Here is a 22,578-nt window from a genome sequence, read left to right as displayed (position 1 = left end):
CTTGACGTGCGAAAAACGCCAAGCGGAACCAGTTTTCTAAAAAATATTTTCAGGAGGCGGGCGCGTCCACCATCACCACGTACGGCGTGACGGTGCGGATGCGCAGCGCCGGGAAGCTGCTCAGCAGCAGATGCAGCGCACGGTCGGTGTCGTCCAGCGGCAGCACGGCGCTGACACGCATCGCGGCGATCTGCCGGCCGTCGTACTGGATGATGCCGCGGCGGTGGCGTGCCAGCTCGTCCAGCACTTCGGACAGCGGCCGATTCTGCACCACCAGCTGATGATGACGCCAGGCAGCTGCCACGCTGACGGGATCGACGGTCTGGACCAGGCCGACGCCGTGCGCGGTGACACGCACCTTCTCGCCGGCCGTCACCACGGTGGCTGGGGACAGCAGGTCTTTGCCGCGCACCTCGGTTTTCGATTCCAGCATCGCCAGGTCGGTGACGCCGCCGCCGCGTTCCACCACGAAGCGTGTGCCGAGTGCGCGGATGCTGCCTTCGGCGGTCTGCACCAGGAACGGCCGACCGGGATCGCGCGCCACATCGACCAGCACTTCGCCGCGCAACAAGCGCACCACGCGCTGGCCCTTGCTGAACCGCAGATCGACCGCGCTGCCGCTGTTAAGCGTGATGCGGCTGCCGTCCTCCAGGGTGCGGGTTTTCCACTCGCCGGTTCCGGTGCGGACCTCCGCCATCAACACGGCAAGCTCCAGCGACGGCACGCCGATTGCAGCGAGCCCCGCCAGCAAGGCGACGGCCAATGCCACACCGGTCGCTGCGGCCGTCTTCCTGCCGGCCCTGCGGCGCGTATCCGAAGCGGCCAGCGCGGCGCGGGCAGGGCGGCCGTTGAATGCGTCGATCTGGCCGAGCATCGCTTCCATGCGCAGCGCGGCGGCTGCATGGCGGGGATCGGCCTGTTTCCATGCGTCGAAGCCGGAGCGGGCTTTGGCACAGGCGGCGGGATCGTCGCCGGTCAGGGAGATGATCCAGTCGGCGGCCTGCGCGGCTATGCGGCCTTGTTCGGTAGTCAGAGGCACGGTTCTCCCACCGCCTCGTCGCAGCCGAGCAGCGCCTGCACCAGGTACTTGTGAACCATGCGGGTCGAAACGCCCAGCCGTTCGGCAATGACGGCGTGGGGCTCCCCATCCAGGTAGTGCATCAGGAACGCCTCACGTGCGCGCGGCGACAGTTGCTCCAGCGCGCAGGCGATGCGTTCCAGCGATTGCACCGCCTGCAGGATTTCCTCGGGCGACGGAAAGCAGGGCAGTTGCCCGGCCAGCGCTTCCAGCTCCAGCATGTAGGCCTGTTCGATGGCGCGACGGCGGCTGCGGTCGACCAGCAGGCGCTTGGCGGTGGTGGTCAGGAAGGCGCGCGGCTCGGCCAGCTGCGGCAAATTGTCGCTGGCGGAGATCAGCCGCAGGAAGGTATCCTGCGCCACATCCGCCGCATGATGGGCGCACCCCAGGCGCTTGCGCAGCCAGCCCAGCAGCCATGCATGGTGCTCGCCGTAAAGCGAAGCCATGTCTTGCCGGATCGGGTACTGAGCAATCGTCATGCAGAGTCAAATGTGAATAAGAATTATTCTCATTTTAAACCAATTCTTTGCGCCGATGCAATCGGCGGAACAAAGACCATCGACGGTTGAGCGTATATACTGCGTGCTTTTTCAGGTTCAAGGAAAGCCATGTCCACCCCCACCGAGTTGCGTGCCTACGCCTTGCATTGCCTGCTGGAGAGCGATCCCGGCGCCAAAGTCGCGGCGGTCGCGGCCATGGCGGCGGCGTCGCATGCGGGGCAGTGCGGACTGGACCCCGCCATCGCGATGCAGGCACACGGCGCCATCCCCGGCCGCCCGGACAAGCCGGATCTGGTGCCGCCACTATCGGTGGGGCGCCGCTCGATGGCCACGGTGGAAGGCCGCGCCATGCTGATCCACGCGCTGGCCCATATCGAATTCAACGCCGTCAACCTGGCGCTCGATGCGCTGTGGCGCTTCCCCGACCTGCCGATGGAGTACTACATCGACTGGCTGCGCGTGTCGGCCGAGGAGGCCACGCACTTCGCGATGCTGGCCGCCCACCTGCAAACGCTGGGCTACCGCTACGGCGACTTCCCGGCCCACGACAGCCTGTGGGAAATGGTCGGCAAGACCACGGAAGACGTGCTGGCCCGCATGGCGCTGGTGCCGCGCACGCTGGAGGCGCGCGGCCTGGATGCGATTCCGCCGCTGCGCGCCAAGCTGGCCCAGGCCGGCGACCGCGAGGCGGCGGCCATCCTGGACATCATCCTGCGCGACGAGGTCGGTCATGTGGAGATCGGCAACCGCTGGTACAACTACCTGTGCCAGCAACGCAACCTGGAACCGCGCGCCACCTACGCCGAGCTGGCTTTGCGCTACAAGGCCCCGACGCCGCGCGGCCCCTTCAACATCGAAGCGCGCCTGAAAGCCGGTTTCAGCGAGGCGGAAGTGCGCGCCTTGCACGGCGAAACGACCAATTAACCGCCGCCATCGGTGCTTTGTAGCCCTTGTGTGAACAAACGAACACTCTTGCACCGTAAAACGTTTACCATGAAGATCGCCGATACCAGCCAGAGGATGCGATCTCATGAACGACTTCAGCGACATCAACCACGCCAGGCGCGATCTGCTCATCGCAGGCGCCTTGTCCGCCACGGCCGCAGCAGTGCCGCCGCTGGCCGCCGCCCAGCAAGCCATGCCACCCAATCCGGACCCGATCACGGCCCGCTACGCCATCCAGATCAACGGCAAGACCGAGCACCTGAGCCTGGACACCCGCACCACGCTGCTGGACGCCCTGCGCGAGCATCTGCACCTCACCGGCACCAAGAAGGGCTGCGACCACGGCCAGTGCGGCGCCTGCACCGTCATCGTCGACGGCCGCCGCATCAATTCCTGCCTGACGCTGGCGGTGATGCATGAAGGCGCCAAAGTCACCACCATCGAGGGTCTGGGCAACCAGGACAAATTGCATCCCATGCAGGCGGCCTTCATCAAGCATGACGGCTACCAGTGCGGCTACTGCACGCCCGGACAGATCTGCTCCGCCATCTCCGCGCTTGACGAAATCAAGCAGGGCATACCCAGCCACGCCAGCGCCGACCTGAACGCCAAGCCGCTGCTCAGCGCGGACGAGCTGCGCGAGCGCATGAGCGGCAATATCTGCCGCTGCGGCGCCTATTCCAACATCATCGACGCCATCACCGAAGTCGCCGGGAGGACAGCATGAAGGTCTTCAGCTATCAACGCGCGCAATCGCCTGCTGAGGCGGCCGCAGCCGCGCTGCGCGTGCCCGGCGCCAAGTTCATCGCCGGCGGCACCAATCTGCTCGATCTGATGAAGCTGGAAATCGAAACACCGGCCCACCTCATCGACGTCAACGGCCTCGGGCTGGACAAGATCGAAGCCACAACGCAAGGCGGCCTGCGGATCGGCGCGCTGGTGCGCAACACCGACCTGGCCGCCGACCTGCGCGTGCGGCGCGATTTCGCCGTGCTGTCGCGGGCCTTGCTGGCCGGGGCCTCGGCCCAGTTGCGCAACAAGGCCACCACGGCGGGCAACCTGCTGCAGCGCACCCGCTGTCCGTACTTCTACGACACCAACCAGGCGTGCAACAAGCGGGTGGCGGGCAGCGGTTGCGCGGCCATCGGCGGCTACAGCCGCAACCACGCGGTGCTGGGCGTCAGCGATGCCTGCATCGCCACCCATCCCAGCGACATGGCGGTGGCCATGCACCTGCTGGACGCCACCGTGGAGACGGTGCGCCCGGATGGCTCGTCCAGGACGATACCGATAGCCGACTTCCACAAACTGCCCGGCAATACGCCGCATATCGAGCACGCGCTGCAAGCCGGCGAGCTGATTACCGCCGTCACGCTGCCCAAGCCCGCAGGTGGAACGCACATCTACCGCAAGGTGCGCGACCGCGCCTCGTATGCGTTCGCGCTGATCTCGGTGGCAGCCATCGTGCAGCCGGACGGCAGCGGCAAGGTCGCGCTGGGCGGGGTCGCCCACAAGCCGTGGCGCATGCCGGCGGCCGACGCCAGCATGCCGAAAGGCGGCAAGGCCGTGGCCGAACAGCTGCTGGCCGGCGCCAAGACCACGGCCGACAATGCGTTCAAGCTCACCCTGGTCCAGCGCACGCTCAACGCGGTGCTGGCGGAAGCCAAGAAAGGCTGAAACCATGAAATTCACCACACCCGCCACCACCAATCCCATCGACCAGCTGAAGATCATCGGCAAGCCGGTCAACCGCATCGACGGCCCGCTCAAGACCACCGGCGCAGCAATCTACGCGTACGAACAGCACGCCGCCGCGCCAAATGCGGCCTATGGCTACATCGTCGGCGCCGGCATCGCCAAGGGCCGCATCGCCTCGATTTCGCTGGACAAGGCCGCGCGCGCGCCCGGTGTGATCGCCATCGTCACGGCCGACAGCGCCGGCAAGCTGGGCAAGGGAAAATTTAACACCGCCAAGCTGCTGGCGGGGCCGGACATCCAGCACTACCACCAGGCCGTGGCGCTGGTGGTGGCCGAGACCTTCGAGCAAGCCCGCGCCGCAGCCCAACTGGTGCAGATCAAGTACACGCCGCAAAAGGGCGCCTACGACCTGGCGGCGGCCAAGGACCAGGCGGTCCAGCCCGAAGGCAAGGGCAACAAGGACAGCATCACCGGCGATTTCGACGGCGCCTACGCCGGCGCACCGGTGCGGCTCGATGCCAGCTACACCACGCCCGATCAGTCGCACGCGATGATGGAGCCGCACGCCACCATCGCGGCCTGGGACGCAAGCGGAAAGCTCACCGTCTGGACCGCGAACCAGATGATCGACTGGGGCAAAGGCGACCTGGCCAAAACGCTGGGCATCCCGAAGGAAAACGTGCGCCTGGTCTCGCCCTACATCGGCGGCGGCTTCGGCGGCAAGCTGTTCGTGCGGGCGGAGGCTTTGCTGGCGGCGTTGGGCGCGAGAGCGGCCAAGCGGCCGGTGAAGGTGGCGCTGCAACGGCCGCTGATGTTCAACAACACCACGCACCGGCCGGCGACCATGCAGCGCATCCGCCTCGGCGCCAGCCGCGAAGGCAAGCTCGTCGCCATCGGCCACGAGAGCTGGTCCGGCGACCTGCCGGGCGGCGGCCCCGAGACCGCCGTCCAGCAAACCCGGCTGCTGTACGCGGCCCCGCACCGCATGACGAAGATGCGGCTGGCCGTGCTCGATCTGCCCGAAGGCAACGCCATGCGCGCGCCGGGCGAGGCGCCGGGCCTGATGGCTTTGGAAATCGCCATGGATGAAATGGCCGAAAAACTCAAAATGGACCCCGTCACATTCCGCATCATCAACGACACCAGCTCCGATCCCGAGAAGAAGGAGCGCAAGTTCTCGCAGCGGCGGCTGGTCGAATGCCTGCGCACGGGCGCCGACAAATTCGGCTGGAGCCAGCGCAGCGCCCAGCCCGGCAAGCTGCGCGACGGCCGCTGGCTGATCGGCATGGGCGTGGCCGCCGCCTTCCGCAACAATCTGCTGATGAAGTCGGCCGCGCGCGTGCGGCTGGACCGCAACGGCGTCGTCACGGTGGAAACCGACATGACCGACATCGGCACCGGCAGCTACACCATCATCGCCCAGACCGCCGCCGAGATGATGGGCGTGCCGCTGGCCAAGGTGGTGGTGAAGCTGGGCGATTCCTCGTTCCCGGTGTCGGCAGGCTCGGGCGGGCAATGGGGCGCCAACAGTTCCACGGCCGGCGTGTACGCCGCCTGCGTCAAGCTGCGCGAAGCGACGGCGCAGAAGCTGGGCCTCGATCCCGCCGATGCCGCTTTCGCCGACGGCCGCGTCAGCGCGGGCGGGCGCTCGCTGCCGCTGGCCCAGGCCGCCGCCGATGGCGAGCTGGTCGCCGAAGACCAGATGGAATACGGCGACCTGGACAAGAAGTTCCAGCAATCGACCTTCGGCGCGCACTTTGTCGAGGTGGCCGTCGACGCCGCCACCGGCGAGACGCGCATCCGGCGCATGCTGGCGGTGTGCGCGGCCGGCCGCATCCTCAATCCCAAGTCGGCGCGCAGCCAGGTGATAGGCGCCATGACTATGGGTGCGGGCGCGGCGTTGATGGAAGACCTGGTGGTGGACCAGCGCGGCGGCTTCTTCGTCAACCACGACCTGGCCGGTTACGAGGTGCCGGTGCATGCCGACATCCCGCACCAGGAGGTGATCTTCCTCGACGAGACCGATCCCATCTCCTCGCCGATGAAGGCCAAGGGCGTCGGCGAGCTGGGTATTTGCGGCGTCGGCGCGGCGATCGCCAATGCCGTCTACAACGCCACCGGCGTGCGCGTGCGCGACTACCCGATCACGCTGGACAAGCTGATCGAAAAGCTGCCGGAGTCCGTCTAGAACGTCTTGCCCAGCCGTAGGCCGATGGTGCGCGGCCGGTTGACCGCGATGCGGCGCGTGCTGGGCAGATCGGCCGAGATCGCGACCGGCAGGCCGGTCTGGCCGATCTTGTCGAGCAGGTTGTCGACAAAAAAGGTGGCGCTCCAGCTCGGACTCTTGCCGGAAGGTTGCCAGCCCAGCTTGAAGTTCAGCTGCGAGAAACCGGCGCGGCGATAGAAGGGACTGCTGCGCTCATACAGGGAATTGGCGCCGCCGGTGTAGGTCGCATCCAGCCTGGCGAAGGCCGCATGGCGCTCGCCCATGTTCCAGCTGTACTCGGCCGCCGCGCTGCCGCTCCAGCGCGGCACATCCAGCAGTGCATCGCCTTGCTTGGCGCCTGTTCCGGGCACGTCATTGTTGAGCGTGGCGTTGACGTAGCCCGCCGTGGCGCGCAGCGCCAGCTGCGGCGTGGCCTGGAACGACGCCTCCAGTTCGCCGCCCTTGCTGCGCGCCGAGCCGAAATTGGCCGTGATATTGAAGCCGCATTGCAGCACGATCTGCTGCTGCACCTTGCTCCAGTCTATCGAGTAAACCGAGCCGTTGATGGTGAGCCGCCGGTTCAGCCACTGCGTCTTGGCGCCGACTTCGTAGTTCCACAAACTGTCGGGCGAGAAGGTGAGCAGGGCGCTGGCGCTCAGGCCCAGCCTGGCGACCTCGCTGGCGCACAGCGCGGCGGGCGCCGGGTTGTTGGGACCGCCGGGACGATAGCCCTTGGATGCGGTCGCATACAGCATCGCGTCCGGCGTCGCCTGCCAGGACAGGTTCAGTTTGGGATTGTAGCCATGATCGCGCGAACTGCCGGTGATGGCGGATGGTCCGCCGTTGAACAAGCCGTCGCCTTGCTGCGCGAAGCCCTGGCTGACGCGGAAGGCGCGCACGCCGAGCCGCGCCGTCCATGCCGGCGCCAGTTGATAGCCGCCTTCGGCGAACAGCGCGGTCTCGCGCACCGTCGCCTGCCGCCCGCCTTGGAAGAAGCTGCCGTAGCCGGTGCCGAACTTGCTGTTGTAACCATCCGGCACCGGTATCGCCGAGGCCAGCGGCGCATCGACGTGGTGGTAGTAGGCGCCGGCGATCATTTGCAGCGGCCCGCTGAAGTCGGACACCATGCGTACTTCCTGCGTGAACTCGCGGTTGATGTAATCGCCATGCATGCCGCCAGGATAGAGCGAGGTTTGCGGCGTCGGCGAGAAGAAGTAGTACAGCACCTTGGACGCATCCTCGTCGACCGACACGCGCCGGTTGTAGTAGGAGGTGGAAGACACCAGTTCGTAGCGTGCGAAGTTCTTGCGTATCGTCAGGTTGGACAGCGTGGAGTTCTGCACGCTGGGCTCGGGCACCAGCCGCGTCTGGATCAAATCATCCAGGCCGCCGGGCGGCATATCGATCTGGAACGGCGCACCCAGCACCATGTGCTGGTAGTACAGCGACGCATTCGCCACCAGGCCCGCCCCCAGGTTCAGGCGCAGCGCGAGCCGTGCACCCTTGGTCCGCTCGGTGTTGACGTTGGCCTGGCGCGCGCCGCCCGGTGCAATGGCCAGGATGTCGTCGAGCGCAACCGGGTAGCGGTCGATATACCCATCCTGGTTGCGGTAGTAGACGCCGATGCGCACCGCCGCCGCGCCGTCGCCCAGCGGCACGTTGACGCTGGCATTGCCTTCCTCGTTCCATCCGCCGCCCTGGGTATGGGACAGCACGGCGCTGGCCTTGCCGCCCAGGCGGTTCAGGTCCGGCTGGGTGCTGACATACTTGACGGTGCCGCCCATGGAGCTGGAACCGTACAGCGTACCCTGCGGGCCGCGCAGCACCTCGACGCGGGCGATATCGAAGATGGCCGGATCGATCAAGCCGCGCAGCGACAGCAGCGCCGCGTTGCTCGATGCTGCGATGGGCGTATCGTCCAGATAGTAGCCGACCGTGCCGGCAGTGCCCGCCACCGACGAAATACCGCGAATGATGAGGATGTTCTGGCCGGGCCCGGACGACACCACCGTCAGTCCGGGCGTCTGCCGCGCGATGTCCGACACGTGCTCGACGCCCATGTGTTCGAGATCCCGCTGGTCCAGCGCGGTCACGCTGAGCGGTACGCTTTGCAAGGCCTCCGATCGTTTCTGCGCCGTCACCAGCACCTGTTCGATGGGGCCGTTCTGGACCTGCGCCTGCGCCTGCGCCGGCGCCGCGGCCAGCGCAACGCAAGCCAGCGCCACTGTTGACGGTATGGTTCGTGTCGAAGGTGGACGCATCGTGCTTCTCCTTGGATCGGACGAAAAACAGCTAGGGTGAAGTGCGCTTCTGCGGCGTCGCCGCCAACATGGCCTTGCGGGTTTCGGTTTGAAGGCGCAGCAACTGGCCGCTGTCCTGCAGTTGCCGGTAGCCTTGCTCGAAACGATCGAGCAGCTCGCGCGCGTTCGGCAAGTCACGCCGCAACACCACATACGTGGGCACCGCCGAAATCGGCTTGGATTGATAGCTCAGGCGCGCCTGTTCGGCCTCCGTCAGCGAGGTCTGCATCAGCATCTTGCCGGCTTCTTCCTCCATCGGGAACAGGTCGATCCGGCCCAGCAACAGCTTGCGCATATTGTTCAAATCGCCCGCAGCCTCCTGCACCTTCAGCTTGCGTTGCGCATGCAGCGCCGAGAACTCTTCCGAGTAGTGGTCGCCGAGGGTGGTGCCGATCTGGTAGTTGCCCAGGTCGGCCAGCGAGTTCCAGTTCATCTGCATGTCGCGGCGCTGGAAAAACACCATGCGGAAGGTGTAGATCGAGGTGTCCGAATACAACAACTTGCGGTCGCGCTCCGGCGTGTGCGCCCAGCCGAAGCCGCCGTCGTATAAGCCCATCATCACCCCGGTGATGGCGCGGTTGCTGGATACGCGCTCGAACTTGACGGTGACGTTGCTGGCCTTGAACGCTTCCACCACCACACGCGTCAGCAGGCCGCCGTAGGGCAGGTCCATTCCAATGAAAGGCGGGTAGTCGTGAATGGTGAGCGTGACGGAGAGCGGGGCGTCGGCGCGGGTAGCCGGTGCGGCCATCGCCATCGGTAAGCCCGCGATCAGCAGCGTCAGCAGATACGCGCGGCGCCGCGGAAGGACCGGAGAACCGTAGCCAATTGCACGACACGGGAGGCGCATATGCATAAGTCGATACGGAAAATAATCTTTCCTTCATCTTACGACCAACCGGCAGCCGCGCGCATATTTTTTGTGCAGCATGTCCCTGCTCATGGCAGTGTTACTACGAATCGCCCTTGCAAATCGAAATGATAGTCATTATCATTCGTCGCGATTGGCTTATTGTCAATCTTGACCACTTCAAAACAGAAAGCTTCACCCGATGCCACAGCAGTTGAACCAGCAAGGCCCGACACCTTTAGCCCGCGCCGTCGCCAGCGCCGTCCTGCTGATGAGCGGGTATCACATGAATTCCGGCGCGAGCGAGGTGGAAACCGCTGCTCCTGCCGAGGCCACCATGGCCACGGTCGTCGTGCAAGGCCAGGCCGATGCCGTCGCGAAGCGCAGCAGCGTAGGCAGCAAAGGCGATACGTCCATCGTCGAGTTGCCGCAATCGATCTCTGTGCTGAACCGCGAACGGCTGGATGCGCAAAAGGCGCCCGGCATTCCGCAAGCGCTGCGCTACACGGCGGGCATGCAGACCGAGAGCTTTGGCGTCGATCCGCGTTTCGACCAGTACATGATACGCGGCTTCGAAACCGGCGCGAACGGCGTATTCCGCGACGGCCTGAATCTGCCCACGCGCGGCTTCACCGCCTTTACGATGGAGCCGTACGGCCTGGAAAGCCTGGAGGTGCTGCGCGGCCCAAGCTCGGTCATGTACGGGCAAGCCGAGGTGGGCGGCATGGTCAACGCCGTCAGCAAACGCCCGACTGCGGCCCGGCTGGGCGAAGTCGAAGTCACTTACGGCAGCTACGACCGCAAGCAGGTGGCCGCCGATGTCGGCGGACCGCTGGACGAGCAGGGCGTATGGCTGTACCGCCTGACGATGCTGGCGCGCGAAGCCAAAAGCGCCATCGACTACACCAAGGACAATCGCCAGTACTTCGCACCGTCGTTGACGTGGCATCCCGATGCGGATACCACGCTGACGCTGCTCGCCTATCTGCAAAACGACAACGTGCCGCCCAACTTCTATCTGCCTGCGGTGGGCACGCAGAAGCCAGGCCCGCATGGCCGGATTCCCGCCAACCGCTACGTCGGCGAGCCACGCCTGGACCACTTCAAGACGGAACAGCGCAGCGTGGGCTATGTGTTTGAAAAACGCTTTTCGCCGGCGTGGAAGGTCCGCCAGAACCTGCGCTACGCGACGGAGAAGGTCGATTACCACAGCCTGTACATGACCGCGCTGCACGACGACCAGCGCACTATAGACCGCGCCAATTTCTCGGCACAACAAAAGGCGCGCGTGTTCGCGGCCGACCAGAACGTCGAGTGGAACAGCCATTTCGGCGCCATCGACAACACCTTCGTGGCCGGCATCGACTACAGCCGCGCCGTGCAGGAAGGCCAGAACTACCTCGGCGAAGCACCGGCGCTGGACGTGATCGCGCCGGTCTACGGCCAAGCGGTGGGCGCCGCCGACAAGTACGAAGACAAGCGCAGCACGCTGACGCAAACCGGCGTCTATGCGCAAAACCAGATGAAGTTCGACGGCCAGTACCTGCTGACGGCAGGCCTGCGCCGCGACCGCAGCAACATCGATAACGACGACTACTTCAACGCTGCGAAAAACAGCCAGAAGGACAATGCCACCACCGGCCGCCTGGGCCTGACCTGGCTTGGCCCGAGCGGCGTGTCGCCCTACCTGAGCTATGCGACGTCGTTCCGACCGGTGATGGGCCAGACCTTCGACGGCCGCAACTTCGTGCCGGAGCAGGGCAAGCAGGTGGAACTGGGCGTCAAATGGGCGCCGCTGGATCGTCCGGCCCTGCTGACCGCGGCGGTGTTCGATCTGCGCAAGAGCAACGTGCTGACCGCCGACCCGGATCACCTGGGCGTCGGCGCCCAGATTCAGCGCGGCGAAGTGCGCGTGCGCGGCCTGGAGCTGGAGGCGGAAGCCAAGCTGGATAAACAATGGAAAGTCAACGCTTCCTTCACCGGGCTGGATGCGAAGATCATCCGCAACAACGACGGTAACGAAGGCAATCGCCCGTCGCTGGTTCCGCGCGTGAACCTGGCCGGCTGGGTGGAACGCAGCTTCACCGAAGGCTGGCGTGCCGGCATGGGTGTGCGCCGCATCGGCGCGAGCTTCGGCGACGACGCCAACACCTTCGAAAATCCCGGCGTGACGCTGGCCGATGCGGCATTAGGCTATCGCTACGGCCACTGGGACTTCGCGCTCAACGTCAACAACCTGACCGACAAGGTCTACCTGGGTAACTGCTCGACCGACGGCACCTGCAACTTCGCCGCCCGTCGTCAGGCCCAGGTCACAGCGCGCTACGTCTGGTGATGCGGCGCCTGGCTACATTGCTGCATCGCTGGGCAGGCTTGCTGATTGCAGGCTTCCTGTTCATCAGCGGCGTCACCGGTGCGGTGATCTCCTGGGATCACGAACTCGATGAGCTGCTTAACCCGCACCTGACCAAGGCGCCGGGCACCGGCCCGGCGCTGCCCGCGCTGCAACTGGCGAAGGCAGTGGAGACCCGGCATCCACACATGCAGGTGCTGTCCGTGCCGATGGCGGCCGAAGCGGGGCATGCGCTCGATTTCTACGTGGAGCCCCGCGTGAACCCGGCCACCGGCGAACTGTATCCGGCGCCGTATAACCAGGTGTTCGTCGATCCTGTCACCGGCGCGGAGCTGGGCACACGGAAGTGGGGCGCGGCCTGGCCGATCACGCGCGAGACGTTCGTGTCCTTCCTCTACCAGCTGCACTACACGCTGCATATCCCGCGGATGTGGGGCATCGAACAATGGGGGCTGTGGCTGATGGGCGGCATCGCGATGATCTGGACGGTGGACAGTTTCGTCGGCTTCTATCTGACGCTGCCGGTACGCCGGCGTGCGGCGAGGTTGGCGGCGGTAGCGCCGGCGGGCCCCAAGCCCAAGAGCTGGTGGCAACGCTGGCGGCCCGCATGGTTGATACGCTTCGGCGCGGGCAGCACCAAGTTCAATTTCGATCTGCATCGCGCACTCAGTTTGTGGACATGGCTGCTACTGTTCATTATCGCCTTCACCGCGTTCTCGCTGAACCTTTACCGCGAGGTGTTCTTCCCCGTGATGTCGCTGGTGTCGAACGTCACGCCGTCGCCGTTCGATGTGCGCAGCCCCAACGCGCCCAACCAGCCCTTGGCCGCCGGACTGACATTCGAACAGGTGCTGGCCGAGGCCGCGCCGGAAGCCGCGAGGCGCGGTTGGCGTGAACCGGCCGGGAATATGTTTTATTCGCGCGAGTACGGCATCTACACGGTGGCGTTCTTCCAGCCGCAGGACGAGCAGGGCGCCGGCGGCGCGGGCCACCGGCAGCTGTACTACGACGGCCGCAGCGGCGCGCTGCTGGGCGACCGCCAGCCTTGGAAAGGCACGGCGGCCGACATCTTCGTGCAGGCGCAGTTCCCGCTGCACTCCGGCCGCATCCTCGGCATACCGGGACGAGTGCTGATTTCGCTGATGGGCGTTATCGTGGCGACGCTGTCGGTGACGGGTGTGCTGGTTTGGTGGCGCAAACGCAGCGCGCGGATCGTCGCTGCGGCCAGGTCAGGGATGGGCGCCGGTGCGAAAATAGCGTCCCGGTGAGTCGCCGAAATGGCGCCGGAACATGACGATGAAGTTGCTGGTCGTGGCGTAGCCCAGCGCGTCGGACACCGCGTTCACCGACTCGCCCTGGGCTAGACGCTCCAGGGCAATGGACAGCAGCAGTTGCTGCCGCCATTGGCCGAAGCTGCATCCGGTCTCGCTGCGGAACAGGCGACTCATGCTGCGCGCGGACAGGCCCGCCCACGCCGCCCACTCCTGCAGATTGCGTTCATCCGCAGGCGCGGCGGCGAGGGCGGTCGTGATGCGCAGCAGGCGGCGGTCTTTCGGCATCGGCAGGTGCAGCGCGGCTTGCGGCTGCTGTTGCAATTCGTCCAGCAGCACCGCCATGATGCGTTCCTGCGGCGGGGTCAGTGCTTTCTGTCCGGCCCAGCCGACCGCCTGGCGCACCAATGCCCGCATGATCTCGGTGACGCCGATGACGGTGGGGTGCGACGGCAGCTCCACGCTGGCGGCGGGCGTCAGCAGCAGGCTCCATCCGCTCATCGCGCCGGTGATGCTGACCTGGTGCGGTTCGCCCGGCGGTATCCAGCCGGCGCGATGCGGCGGCAGCAGCCACGATCCGCTGGCGGTCCGCACCCGCACCAAGCCGCTCTCCACGCAAAATACCTGGCCGCGATGGTGGCGATGCCAGCCGTACTCCCGCGTGCCGAGCTGGAATTCCTTATCCTCGCTAGTGTCGCCCCACAGCGCAATCAGGGCCGGTCCATCGCGCCGTTCGCTCAAATTCCTCGGCATGGCTCAAATTCATTATTTATAGACCAAACAACGTTATCACTGCAGGGCTCGATTGTCCAATACTGGTGGCTGTCAAAACAGGAAAGGACATATCCATCATGCAGAACAATACGTTTCATGTCGCGATCATCGGCGGTGGGCTCGGCGGCTTGTGCCTGGCGCAAGGACTCAAGCGGCAAGGAATTGCCTTCGATGTGTTCGAGCGCGACTCGGCCTTGGACAGCCGCACGCAAGGCTTCCGCATCCGTATCAATGCGGACGGCCAGGCGGCGCTGCGGCATTGCCTTCCGCCGCAGCTGTTCGAACTGTTCGAAGCCACCTGCGCCGACGATCTGCCGAACGTCCACGCGCTGGATACGCAGCTGAACAGCGCCAGGCAGTGGCTTCCGGCGTGGAATGACGACGAGACCGCCGAGCTCAAGGTGCACCGCCAGACCCTGCGCGAGGTGCTGATGTGCGGTATCGCCGATCGGGTGCACTTCAACAAGGCGCTGCGCGAAGTGCGGCAGCTGGAAGACGACGTCGTGGCTTTCGATTTTACGGATGGCAGCAGCCACCGGAGCAATCTGCTGGTCGGCGCCGACGGCGGCGGCTCGCGCGTGGCGGCGCAATGCTTTCCGGAGGCGCAGGGCCGCGATACCGGCGCGGTATGCATCTACGGCAAAGTGCCGCTGGACGCCGCCGGCAAGCACCAGATCGCACCGGTGCTGTACGACGGGACCACGGTGATTTTCGCTGCCGGACTGGCGGTGGTGATCGATGCGATGCGGTTCTCGCAGGCCGCCGGTTTGTCGGAGCACGGCCTCACGCCCGCAAACGACTATCTGTACTGGGCCATGATCGGCATGCGCGAGCGCCTCGGCCTGGCCCCCGGTGCGAACCTGCCCGCCACCGACGCGCACATCCGCGAGTGCATGGCCGATGTCAGCGCCGATTGGGCGCCTGGGCTGCGCGCCTTGTTTGACGCGACGCCCACCGGCATGAGCGCGATGCTGCCGGTGCGCCAGGCTCCGCCGCCGCAGGCCTGGCTGCAGGACAGGGTAACGCTGCTGGGCGACGCCGCGCATGTGATGAGCCCAGCCAGCGGCCTCGGTTGCAATACCGCGCTGCTCGATGCGGACCTGTTGGTTCGCCAGCTATCCATGGCGGCCACCGGTGCGCAGACGCTGGACCAGTCCATCGCGCGCTACGAGCAGGGCATGCGCGTCCATGCTGGAGCAGCGCTGCGTTCGTCGGAACGCAGCGGTGTGCAGCTCTACGGCGGCACATCCGACGCGCAGTGACTGCGCAAGGGCGCTGCTACAAGACCGTTTCGATACCGTGGAAGTTCTCGTAAAAATCGGTAGCGAAACGCTGGCCCGGCGCCGGATCGAAATGGCTCTCCAGCCAGGCGCCGATGCGGGCGGCCTGCTGCACCGCACGGGATGGATGGTGGATCGTCCCTTGCCAGGTTTGAGGAAGCTCGTAGCTGACGGTGCCGGTGGGGCCGGTGATGAACAGGGTGTGGTCAGTCGGCGCGATGCAGGCCACCGTGCGCCGCAGCGTGGTCGAGGTATTTCCCCTTAAACCCAGAACATCAATAGATTATGTCTTTATCGCACGATACCGTGTCCTAAAGACAACATCGTGACAATTCGAGAGCATTCCCGTGATTTTGCTGTTAGAGAATGGCGATGCAAAACTATCTACTATGTTTATTAATTTAAAACATAGCCATAAAATAACATTCAAAACTTTAGGGAAACATCATGCGACGCTTTCTCGTTTTGCTCTTTGCATTCCTGGCTGGTTGCGCCAGCACACCAAGTGTTACCTACCACAAAATTACCAGCACGACGCAACCTGATACGCTAAAGAAAGTTTCCGATTCTTACTATCTCAATGCGTCTGTTGTCGTCATCACACCAGTAGAAAGTAAAGATCCCAAAAAAGACCCCTCCGTGACTTACACAATTGCGTCCGTGCCGCAGGAATATCCGGAATATAAAGTAGGAATTGAAGCAACCAATACCTGGCTTAGCACTACAAACATCAACATCACCAAGCCGGACAATACGGAACGTGTTGGGACTATCGGCACAGAGACCAAGGAAAATGCCCGAGAAATGGTTAAAGCTGTAGGAGGCATAGTGGCTAAGGTCGCCACGCTTGCTGCGCTCACAAATCCAAGCGATGGTTCTGGACCATCCTGTAGCAAGGAGCTTACTGAGGCGGTTACGATCGATTTGAGCGCTGCGCTGAAAAATATTGGCCAGGGTGACGTCAGCAAGCAGCTTTGGAGCGATCCGGTTACATTCATGTTCAAAAAAGAGGATGACAAGAGCGCTTGCGTCGAAATTCAATTCGCACCAATCCCGCTGGATGCTAGAGCATCAGGTACACATCCTTTCGACGAAAAAACCAGCGCGTACTACTATTCAGCGTGCAGAAATGTAATAGTTAAAGTTAAATACCCCAAGGGAAAAATATACCCAGAGGGAAAAGTTTTTAGCAAGAGTTTAAAAATTGCTGATCCAAACTTTATCCAATCGGTCCACTTTCCCTATAAAGGCGGAATAACTATGCACTCGGAATGCGGCGTTTCGGTCAAGACGGACGGAACGCCAGATCCACTGTATGGCGTTGGTGTACTAGCGGAGGTCTTGGATCAAATCCAAGCCGTGAAGAAAAGCGAGAAATGAACTAATCCGGAAGCGCCTCCCGGCAATATCATGGAGGCGCCATCGGCGGCAACTGCGGCATCACGGTGGAAAGCCAGCAGAGAACCTGCAGGCCTTTCACCTCCAGGGTGTTCTGGTTCAGCGTCGAATCGCGGATATCGAAGTAGCCCAGCGCGGTTGCCTGGCCCAGGTTCTGCCGGTCTTCGTTCGACCAGTTGGCGGTGATCTTGAGATCGCGGATCACGATGAACGATGTCGGCAGCAAGGGGAACATGCCCGGATTGTCGGTGGCGGAACCGTTCGAATATTCGCCCAGCTTGGTGCCGTACATATACCAGTTCTTCATCTTCAGCAGGGCCAGCTTGAACCAGCTCCGATCGATGTTGACGCGGCAGTACTTGAACGAGATGCTGAAGTTATCGCTGGTGCCGGCCGGCTTCGTGGGCAATTCCTCGTTGATCAGGTTCGTTAGATGATAGCGGTTGGCCAAATCGATCTTGCCTAGGTTGAGATCCTTCCTGGTCAGGTCCAGCGCCTGGACCTGGTTGACGAGCTTGTAGCGGCTGTAAGAGCTCTCCGGCACGATTTTATGGCCGAACAGGGTCTGCGCCTTGACGTTCGCAAGATTGGCGGCAAACACCGGAGTATTGATCAGCATGGGGCTGGCATGCAAGCCGCCCGCGAGGTGGGCCACGGCCGGCGTTGCCTTGAGCGCGGCGGCTGCTTGCAGGTTCAGCGGCTTGCGTATCACGGTCAACGGCACCGCCGGCTTGACCAGCGGGATCTGCTGCACCTTCGCCACCATCAGCTTCACACCCGATTTGATTGAATCCGCCTTGACGGTGTCGTTGGGACGCAGCTTCCACACGCCCCGGTTCACCAGCGACGGGCCGCCGGCCCTGACGAAGCGCGAATCCGGCGCGGCAGGCTTGACAGCGCCCGACTGCATATTGAAGGTCGGCCAGAACTGTGCCGCGGCTTCGTCATACCAGTTGGAGGGCGTGGCGACGCAGGGGTAGTAGAACGCGTTGGGATCGCCCACGCTCCCCATCCGGGCCTGCAGGAATTCGTACTGCGAATCGCCGAACAGCTTGAACATCGGATTGGTGCCGACGTCGGCAGGACCGGCTCCGCTCGGGATGGCGCCGGTGACGAGTATCTCGTACAGATCGTCCACCTCCAGGCCGGAGTTCTGGAAGTAGGCCTTGGTGAGCGTCGGCGCGATGTTGGCCAGATGCGAGAACGTCTCCCTGGCCACTTGCGGATCGTAGGGACCGTTCGGCGCATTGGCCGGCTTGAAGTCTTGCGGAGACAGGGAAAAACCCGGCCACGCCATCTGCATGGCGATGGACGGATTGGCGTCCGTGATGTTGAGCAGTTTGGACAGTTCGTCGTACACCGCTCCGATGAAGTCGCCGGTATTGGACATGGGGCCTCCCTTGCTCAAAGCATTGTGCATGGATGGCGGCTCCGCAGGGGAGCCGCCGTTGCTGGCTTCAGTTTGCGCGCGCGATCAGGCCGGTGGCGAGTACGGCACCACCTGGCTGATAAAGCCGATGATCTGCACGCCCGGCACCGTGATCGTTCCGGCCGCCATGGCCGACGTGAACTTCTGGTTGGTGCTCGAGTGCGCGTAGCTGCCGGAGATGGAGAACGGCCCGATGCCGAAGCCGCCGCCGCCGCTGGTCTTGGACGTCATCAGGTCCCAATCCGCCTTGGCCCAGTTGGCTGAAATCTTCAACTTGCGCACCACCACGAAGGAGGTGGGAATCAGCGGCATCAGCTCGCCGTCCTGGTGGGCCTTGGTGCCGTTGGACAGCACGCCTTTCTTGTACAGGTTGCCGAGATCCCAGCCCTTGGTGGACAGCAGGCTCGCTTCGAACCACGGACGCCGTATCGTCACCAGCGTGTACTCGAAGCTGATGCGCAGGCCGTTGGTTTCGGAGCTGGCATGCTGGTGCGAATCCGCATGGCCGGCCGAGCCGCCTATGCTGAACAAGCCCAGGCTGAAGCCGGCGGAGCCGCCATAGGACGTGAAGTCGGACGAGGAGCTGTTCGCCACGCTGCTGGAGGCCGAGTCGAAGGTGGTCCAGCCGCTGGATTTGCTGGAACTGCTGTACCAGTCCGACGGCAGCAGCGAAACACGATAGACCTTGGGCGACAGGCCGGTGCCGGTATCGTTCAGCACCACGCCATAGCCTTCGAACAGATCCTGCGCATGCTTCCATGCCAGCTGCAGCGCGTTCTGCACGGAGGTCGTCTTGATCGCCAGGTTCTGCTCGACCTTGCTGGCATCCTCGGCACGCCAGCGATCGTAGGATGTTTTCACCGGAATCTGCAGCGTGGACGCGACCATCGGCCAGGTGTTCTTGCCGGTCGCGGTCTTCTGCGCTTCCAGGAAGGCGCCGATGTAGGCGATGCGGGCGTTGTTGTAGGCCGCCTGGTTGTCCAGGTAGTCGCGATAGACCTGCGATTCGATTTTCTTCTGGGTCACATCGCCGGTATCCGGATCGGTCACGGAGACCATGCGGAACAGATAGTTCTCGGCATCCTGCAGTTGCTTTTCAATGGCGGGGTTGGGCGGTTGGGCAGGGATGTGCACGCCATCGAGCATCTGCTTGTACATGCCGCTGATCTTGCGGGTGCTGTCGGTGTAGATGGTGGACATCTTCGGCGCGACATCGACCAGCTCGGTGGTGTTGATGGCGGCATCCTGGCTGCCGCCGCTGTTGCCGGGGGTCCAGGGATTGCGGAAGTCGGCGGAGTTGATCGCCAGACCGGGTTTCATCATCGATAGCACGGTGCTCGATGCCTGGAGCACAGGCTTGCCGCCGGGCTCGGCCTGCGTGACGGAATTGAAGATGTTGTCGAAGATTCCCTGGATAAGTTTTGAGACTTCTGCCTGTGTCATGTTAACGCTCCTTTAGATGCAACAACAAGACTAGCCGCGTCTGCGCACATTCGCGATGCCCGATGGCGGCGAAGCTGCGGCTTGGGTTCATTTCTAAGTAGACCAGTTGGGATAAGGGTAAGTTCCAACTGAGACGGCGCAGACGATATACGAAATGACGAGGTGGTGTGAATAATATAGTCAGCAAAAACTGCCAGACATACACACTTTGTCACGGCGAAGGATGATCATTCATGTCCATGCGTGGGGAACGCAGGGGGCGCCGTAGTGCGTGAGATAATGTCATCTTGAAATCCTATGTTCGACCACGCGTATGCCGATGAATTCTTCCAGGCCTTAAATATGACTCATGTTTCGAAATCCACGTTAAGCGACGACGTACAGTTGTTGCGCCGCTTTCAAATGCTGGTGGAAAAGGTCGCCGACTACGCGATCTATATGCTTAATGTCGACGGCACCGTTGCAACCTGGAACACCGGCGCCCGGCGGTTCAAGGGGTATGCGGAAGATGAAATCATCGGCCAGCACTTTTCCCGGTTTTACACCGCTGAAGACCGGGCAGTAGGCCTTCCTGCCCGCGCCTTGCAGACGGCACGGGACACGGGCCGCTTCGAGGATGAAGGATGGCGCGTGCGGCAGGACGGCAGCCGTTTTTGGGCCTCCGTGGTGATTGACGCCCTGCGCGATGACGACGGCGAACTGCTGGGGTTCGCCAAGATCACACGGGATATCGACGAGAAGCGCGCCACGCAATCGGCCCTGGAGGCGAGCGAAAACCAATTCCGTATCCTGGTGCAGGGCGTGATTGATTATGCGATCTATATGCTGGCTCCGGATGGCAGCATCAGCAGCTGGAATGCCGGCGCCGAACGCATCAAGGGATACACTGCCGAGGAAGTAGTGGGTACGCATTTCAGCCGCTTCTACACCGATGAGGATCGTGCCGCAGGCGAACCGCAGCGCGCACTGGGTACCGCAACCCAGCAGGGGCGTTTCGAGGCCGAAGGCTGGCGCGTGCGCAAGGACGGCACGCGCTTCCGTGCACACGTCATTATCGACGCTATCCGCGACGCCCCGGGCCACCTGCTCGGCTTTGCCAAGGTGACGCGCGACATTACGCAGCGCATGGATCTGGAAAGCACCCAGGAAGCGCTGCAGCATTCGCGACGGCTGGAGTCCATCGGCAAACTGACCGGCGGTGTGGCACACGACTTCAACAATATTTTGCAAGTCATCGGCGGCAATCTGCAGTTGCTCGGCGCACACGTCAGTGGACAGCCGCAGTCCCAGCGCCACCTTGAGGCAGCGCTGCAAGCCGTTCAGCGCGGTGCGAAACTGTCGACGCAACTGCTGGCATTTGCGCGCCGCCAGCCCCTGCAGCCGATCGTGCTCAATGTGGAAAGGGTCCTGGCCGCCAGTGAAGAGTTGATGCAACGCACGCTGGGCGAAACTATCGAGATCGAAACCAAGATCGAGCGCGGTTTATGGCATGCGGTACTGGATCCGCACCAGCTGGAGAATGTGTTGTTGAACCTGGCGATCAACGCCCGCGACGCCATGCCCAACGGAGGCAAGCTGACTATCGAAGCCGGCAACGTGGAGCTGGACGACGCCTACGTCGACCGCATCCCGGACTTGCCGCCAGGGCAGTACGTGGTGATTGGCATTAGCGACACCGGCGGCGGCATGCCGAAGGAAGTACTGGAGCGCGCCATCGAACCGTTTTTCACCACAAAATCGGAAGGCAGGGGAACCGGACTGGGCCTGAGTATGGCTTTCGGTTTCGTCAAACAAAGCGGCGGCCATTTCCGCATGTACAGCGAACCAGGGAACGGCACCACCATCCGGATGTATTTCCCTCGCTCGCATGAGACGGAAACCGACATGCAAACGACGGTGAATGCGGAGATCAGCGGCGGCAATGAGACCATCCTGGTGGTCGAGGATGATTTGGCAGTGCAGGGCGTTGTTGTCGAAACGCTGCGCAGCTTTGGCTATAAAGTACTCAAAGCCGACAATCCAGACCAGGCCCTGTCCGTGTTGAACGCAGGTGTGCACTGCGACCTGCTTTTTACCGACGTCGTGATGCCGGGCACCATCAAGAGTACCGAATTGGCGCGTCAGGCAAAATCCTTGTTGCCAAATCTGGAAGTGCTGTTCACTTCCGGATACACGCAGAACGCGATTATTCATGGAGGGCGTCTGGATGCCGGCGTACATTTGCTGTCCAAGCCCTATCGCCGGGAAGACCTCGCGCGCAAGTTGCGCCAGATGTTGGGGCAGCCTAATGCACGCAAGCATACGCCCATGCCGGGAAAGCGCATCCTGCTGATCGAGGATGACCCGGATGCACTGCAAGTTACCACGGATTTGCTGGAGTTGATGGACTGGGAAGTGTGTGCGGTCAAGAGTGCGGAAGCCGCGCTGCCGTTATTTTCCTCCCGGTCTTTCGATATTCTCCTGACCGATATAAATCTACCTGGGGGAATGGACGGCTTGGCGCTGGCATATCAGCTTCGGCGCCAGTACCCGACGCTCAAGCTGGTATTTGCGTCGGGGGATGGCAGGGTTGGTGGCGAGGTGCGCAAGCTGGGCGGCACATTCCTGATCAAGCCATTTACTGCGGACGCACTGCGTGCGGCACTGCAGCCGTCAGCCAGTGGCACGCCCAAGGAACAGTAATAGTACGCAGACATCTCATTTAAACGGGTGCGCCAACTAAGGCAGCGCTCCAACATAATGTCGATGACTTTCGTTGAGGCATTAAGCTTATGCGTACGACAGAAACCCTGTTCTTGCTGAAAATTAAGGGGACAACATTACGTTGACATCGAAAAATGAGTCGTTCTGAATTCGACGTAATTTTGTGTACATGAAGAATCGCCTCTTTCGTTCGACGTCAATGTTATGACACCGGGAATAGCGACAAAAAAGTCTCCGCACGGCTTGGTAATTCCTCGCTTTTGGAAGAGTTGGTGCTAGATTGAGAAATCAGGCTGTTTACGTGTAACCGATCCCGCCACGCATATCGTGGCCGGGACCGTTTTTTTATT

General features: G+C 63.0%; 17 protein-coding genes. 9 read left to right on the top strand and 8 right to left on the bottom strand.

The window, feature by feature from the left end; all coding sequences use genetic code 11:
- Nucleotides 1-49: 49 nt before the first annotated feature.
- Together DUGA2_RS01815 and DUGA2_RS01810 are read right to left on the bottom strand one after the other, a co-directional pair.
- Complete coding sequence (locus DUGA2_RS01815; RefSeq protein WP_070266895.1) at nucleotides 50-1,039, bottom strand: FecR domain-containing protein; 990 nt, start codon at nucleotides 1,037-1,039, stop codon at nucleotides 50-52.
- Nucleotides 1,030-1,557 carry a sigma-70 family RNA polymerase sigma factor gene (locus tag DUGA2_RS01810; RefSeq protein WP_070266894.1) on the bottom strand — a complete coding sequence of 176 codons (528 nt, stop codon included), beginning with the start codon at nucleotides 1,555-1,557 and terminating at the stop codon, nucleotides 1,030-1,032. The genes DUGA2_RS01815 and DUGA2_RS01810 overlap by 10 nt, the downstream gene beginning before the upstream one ends.
- 129 nt (nucleotides 1,558-1,686) lie before the next feature.
- On the opposite strand from DUGA2_RS01810, the gene DUGA2_RS01805 reads away from it, so the two are divergent.
- The 4 genes from DUGA2_RS01805 (at nucleotide 1,687) to paoC (ending at nucleotide 6,409) form a co-directional block, all read left to right on the top strand.
- Nucleotides 1,687-2,502, top strand: coding sequence for a ferritin-like domain-containing protein (locus tag DUGA2_RS01805; protein WP_070266893.1), 816 nt, complete (start codon nucleotides 1,687-1,689; stop codon nucleotides 2,500-2,502).
- A 106-nt stretch (nucleotides 2,503-2,608) separates the two neighbouring features.
- The gene (paoA, locus tag DUGA2_RS01800; RefSeq protein WP_070266892.1) at nucleotides 2,609-3,250 is read left to right on the top strand and encodes an aldehyde dehydrogenase iron-sulfur subunit PaoA; all 642 of its coding nucleotides are present in this window, start codon (nucleotides 2,609-2,611) and stop codon (nucleotides 3,248-3,250) included.
- A complete protein-coding gene (locus DUGA2_RS01795) occupies nucleotides 3,247-4,200 on the top strand; it encodes a xanthine dehydrogenase family protein subunit M (protein ID WP_070266891.1) in 954 nt (317 codons plus the stop codon). The genes paoA and DUGA2_RS01795 overlap by 4 nt, the downstream gene beginning before the upstream one ends.
- A 4-nt stretch (nucleotides 4,201-4,204) precedes the next feature.
- A complete protein-coding gene (gene paoC, locus DUGA2_RS01790; RefSeq protein WP_070266890.1) occupies nucleotides 4,205-6,409 on the top strand; it encodes an aldehyde oxidoreductase molybdenum-binding subunit PaoC in 2,205 nt (734 codons plus the stop codon).
- Here the strand turns inward: paoC and DUGA2_RS01785 are convergent.
- Both DUGA2_RS01785 and DUGA2_RS01780 read right to left on the bottom strand, forming a co-directional pair.
- Entirely contained in the window at nucleotides 6,406-8,688 is a 2,283-nt protein-coding gene (locus DUGA2_RS01785; protein ID WP_070266889.1) for a TonB-dependent receptor, read from the bottom strand. The genes paoC and DUGA2_RS01785 overlap by 4 nt on opposite strands.
- A gap of 31 nt (nucleotides 8,689-8,719) precedes the next feature.
- A complete protein-coding gene (locus DUGA2_RS01780) occupies nucleotides 8,720-9,484 on the bottom strand; it encodes an ABC transporter substrate-binding protein (RefSeq protein ID WP_229214562.1) in 765 nt (254 codons plus the stop codon).
- Nucleotides 9,485-9,779: 295 nt separating this feature from the next.
- On the opposite strand from DUGA2_RS01780, the gene DUGA2_RS01775 reads away from it, so the two are divergent.
- Together DUGA2_RS01775 and DUGA2_RS01770 are read left to right on the top strand one after the other, a co-directional pair.
- Nucleotides 9,780-11,912, top strand: a complete 2,133-nt coding sequence (locus DUGA2_RS01775) for a TonB-dependent siderophore receptor (protein ID WP_070266887.1) — start codon at nucleotides 9,780-9,782, stop codon at nucleotides 11,910-11,912.
- Nucleotides 11,912-13,198, top strand: coding sequence for a PepSY domain-containing protein (locus tag DUGA2_RS01770; protein ID WP_141753175.1), 1,287 nt, complete (start codon nucleotides 11,912-11,914; stop codon nucleotides 13,196-13,198). Before DUGA2_RS01775 ends, DUGA2_RS01770 begins: the two co-directional genes overlap by 1 nt.
- On the opposite strand, the gene DUGA2_RS01765 is transcribed toward DUGA2_RS01770, so the two are convergent.
- Nucleotides 13,160-13,954, bottom strand: a complete 795-nt coding sequence (locus DUGA2_RS01765) for a helix-turn-helix domain-containing protein (protein WP_070266885.1) — start codon at nucleotides 13,952-13,954, stop codon at nucleotides 13,160-13,162. The genes DUGA2_RS01770 and DUGA2_RS01765 overlap by 39 nt on opposite strands.
- A gap of 98 nt (nucleotides 13,955-14,052) precedes the next feature.
- Here DUGA2_RS01765 and DUGA2_RS01760 point away from each other — a divergent pair, with 98 nt between their 5' ends.
- Nucleotides 14,053-15,237 (top strand): NAD(P)/FAD-dependent oxidoreductase, encoded by a 1,185-nt coding sequence (locus DUGA2_RS01760; RefSeq protein ID WP_070266884.1) that lies wholly within the window; start codon nucleotides 14,053-14,055, stop codon nucleotides 15,235-15,237.
- A 16-nt stretch (nucleotides 15,238-15,253) separates the two neighbouring features.
- On the opposite strand, the gene DUGA2_RS01755 is transcribed toward DUGA2_RS01760, so the two are convergent.
- Entirely contained in the window at nucleotides 15,254-15,484 is a 231-nt protein-coding gene (locus DUGA2_RS01755) for a hypothetical protein (protein WP_070266883.1), read from the bottom strand.
- A gap of 218 nt (nucleotides 15,485-15,702) precedes the next feature.
- On the opposite strand from DUGA2_RS01755, the gene DUGA2_RS33310 reads away from it, so the two are divergent.
- Nucleotides 15,703-16,635, top strand: a complete 933-nt coding sequence (locus tag DUGA2_RS33310; protein ID WP_141753166.1) for a hypothetical protein — start codon at nucleotides 15,703-15,705, stop codon at nucleotides 16,633-16,635.
- 28 nt (nucleotides 16,636-16,663) lie between these two features.
- Here the strand turns inward: DUGA2_RS33310 and DUGA2_RS01750 are convergent, their stop codons facing one another.
- Both DUGA2_RS01750 and DUGA2_RS01745 read right to left on the bottom strand, forming a co-directional pair.
- Nucleotides 16,664-18,043 (bottom strand): hypothetical protein, encoded by a 1,380-nt coding sequence (locus tag DUGA2_RS01750; protein ID WP_070266882.1) that lies wholly within the window; start codon nucleotides 18,041-18,043, stop codon nucleotides 16,664-16,666.
- 84 nt (nucleotides 18,044-18,127) lie between these two features.
- A complete protein-coding gene (locus tag DUGA2_RS01745) occupies nucleotides 18,128-19,525 on the bottom strand; it encodes a hypothetical protein (RefSeq protein ID WP_070266881.1) in 1,398 nt (465 codons plus the stop codon).
- 297 nt (nucleotides 19,526-19,822) lie between these two features.
- On the opposite strand from DUGA2_RS01745, the gene DUGA2_RS01740 reads away from it, so the two are divergent.
- A complete protein-coding gene (locus DUGA2_RS01740; RefSeq protein ID WP_229214561.1) occupies nucleotides 19,823-22,207 on the top strand; it encodes a PAS domain S-box protein in 2,385 nt (794 codons plus the stop codon).
- Nucleotides 22,208-22,578 lie beyond the last annotated feature (371 nt).

Origin of the sequence: Duganella sp. HH101, from assembly GCF_001758795.1 — a bacterium.
Lineage (GTDB): Bacteria > Pseudomonadota > Gammaproteobacteria > Burkholderiales > Burkholderiaceae_D > Rugamonas > Rugamonas rivuli.
This window is presented reverse-complemented; position numbering and strand designations above follow the sequence as displayed.

Excerpts from the sequence above, each read along its gene's own strand:
- DUGA2_RS01810 (WP_070266894.1), bottom strand. The coding sequence starts at position 1,557 with ATGACGATTGCTCAGTACCCGATCCGGCAAGACATGGCTTCGCTTTAC.
- DUGA2_RS01805 (WP_070266893.1), top strand. The coding sequence starts at position 1,687 with ATGTCCACCCCCACCGAGTTGCGTGCCTACGCCTTGCATTGCCTGCTG.
- paoA (WP_070266892.1), top strand. The coding sequence starts at position 2,609 with ATGAACGACTTCAGCGACATCAACCACGCCAGGCGCGATCTGCTCATC.
- DUGA2_RS01795 (WP_070266891.1), top strand. The coding sequence starts at position 3,247 with ATGAAGGTCTTCAGCTATCAACGCGCGCAATCGCCTGCTGAGGCGGCC.
- paoC (WP_070266890.1), top strand. The coding sequence starts at position 4,205 with ATGAAATTCACCACACCCGCCACCACCAATCCCATCGACCAGCTGAAG.
- DUGA2_RS01785 (WP_070266889.1), bottom strand. The coding sequence starts at position 8,688 with ATGCGTCCACCTTCGACACGAACCATACCGTCAACAGTGGCGCTGGCT.
- DUGA2_RS01780 (WP_229214562.1), bottom strand. The coding sequence starts at position 9,484 with ATGGCGATGGCCGCACCGGCTACCCGCGCCGACGCCCCGCTCTCCGTC.
- DUGA2_RS01775 (WP_070266887.1), top strand. The coding sequence starts at position 9,780 with ATGCCACAGCAGTTGAACCAGCAAGGCCCGACACCTTTAGCCCGCGCC.
- DUGA2_RS01770 (WP_141753175.1), top strand. The coding sequence starts at position 11,912 with ATGCGGCGCCTGGCTACATTGCTGCATCGCTGGGCAGGCTTGCTGATT.
- DUGA2_RS01765 (WP_070266885.1), bottom strand. The coding sequence starts at position 13,954 with ATGCCGAGGAATTTGAGCGAACGGCGCGATGGACCGGCCCTGATTGCG.
- DUGA2_RS01760 (WP_070266884.1), top strand. The coding sequence starts at position 14,053 with ATGCAGAACAATACGTTTCATGTCGCGATCATCGGCGGTGGGCTCGGC.
- DUGA2_RS33310 (WP_141753166.1), top strand. The coding sequence starts at position 15,703 with ATGCGACGCTTTCTCGTTTTGCTCTTTGCATTCCTGGCTGGTTGCGCC.
- DUGA2_RS01750 (WP_070266882.1), bottom strand. The coding sequence starts at position 18,043 with ATGTCCAATACCGGCGACTTCATCGGAGCGGTGTACGACGAACTGTCC.
- DUGA2_RS01745 (WP_070266881.1), bottom strand. The coding sequence starts at position 19,525 with ATGACACAGGCAGAAGTCTCAAAACTTATCCAGGGAATCTTCGACAAC.
- DUGA2_RS01740 (WP_229214561.1), top strand. The coding sequence starts at position 19,823 with ATGTTCGACCACGCGTATGCCGATGAATTCTTCCAGGCCTTAAATATG.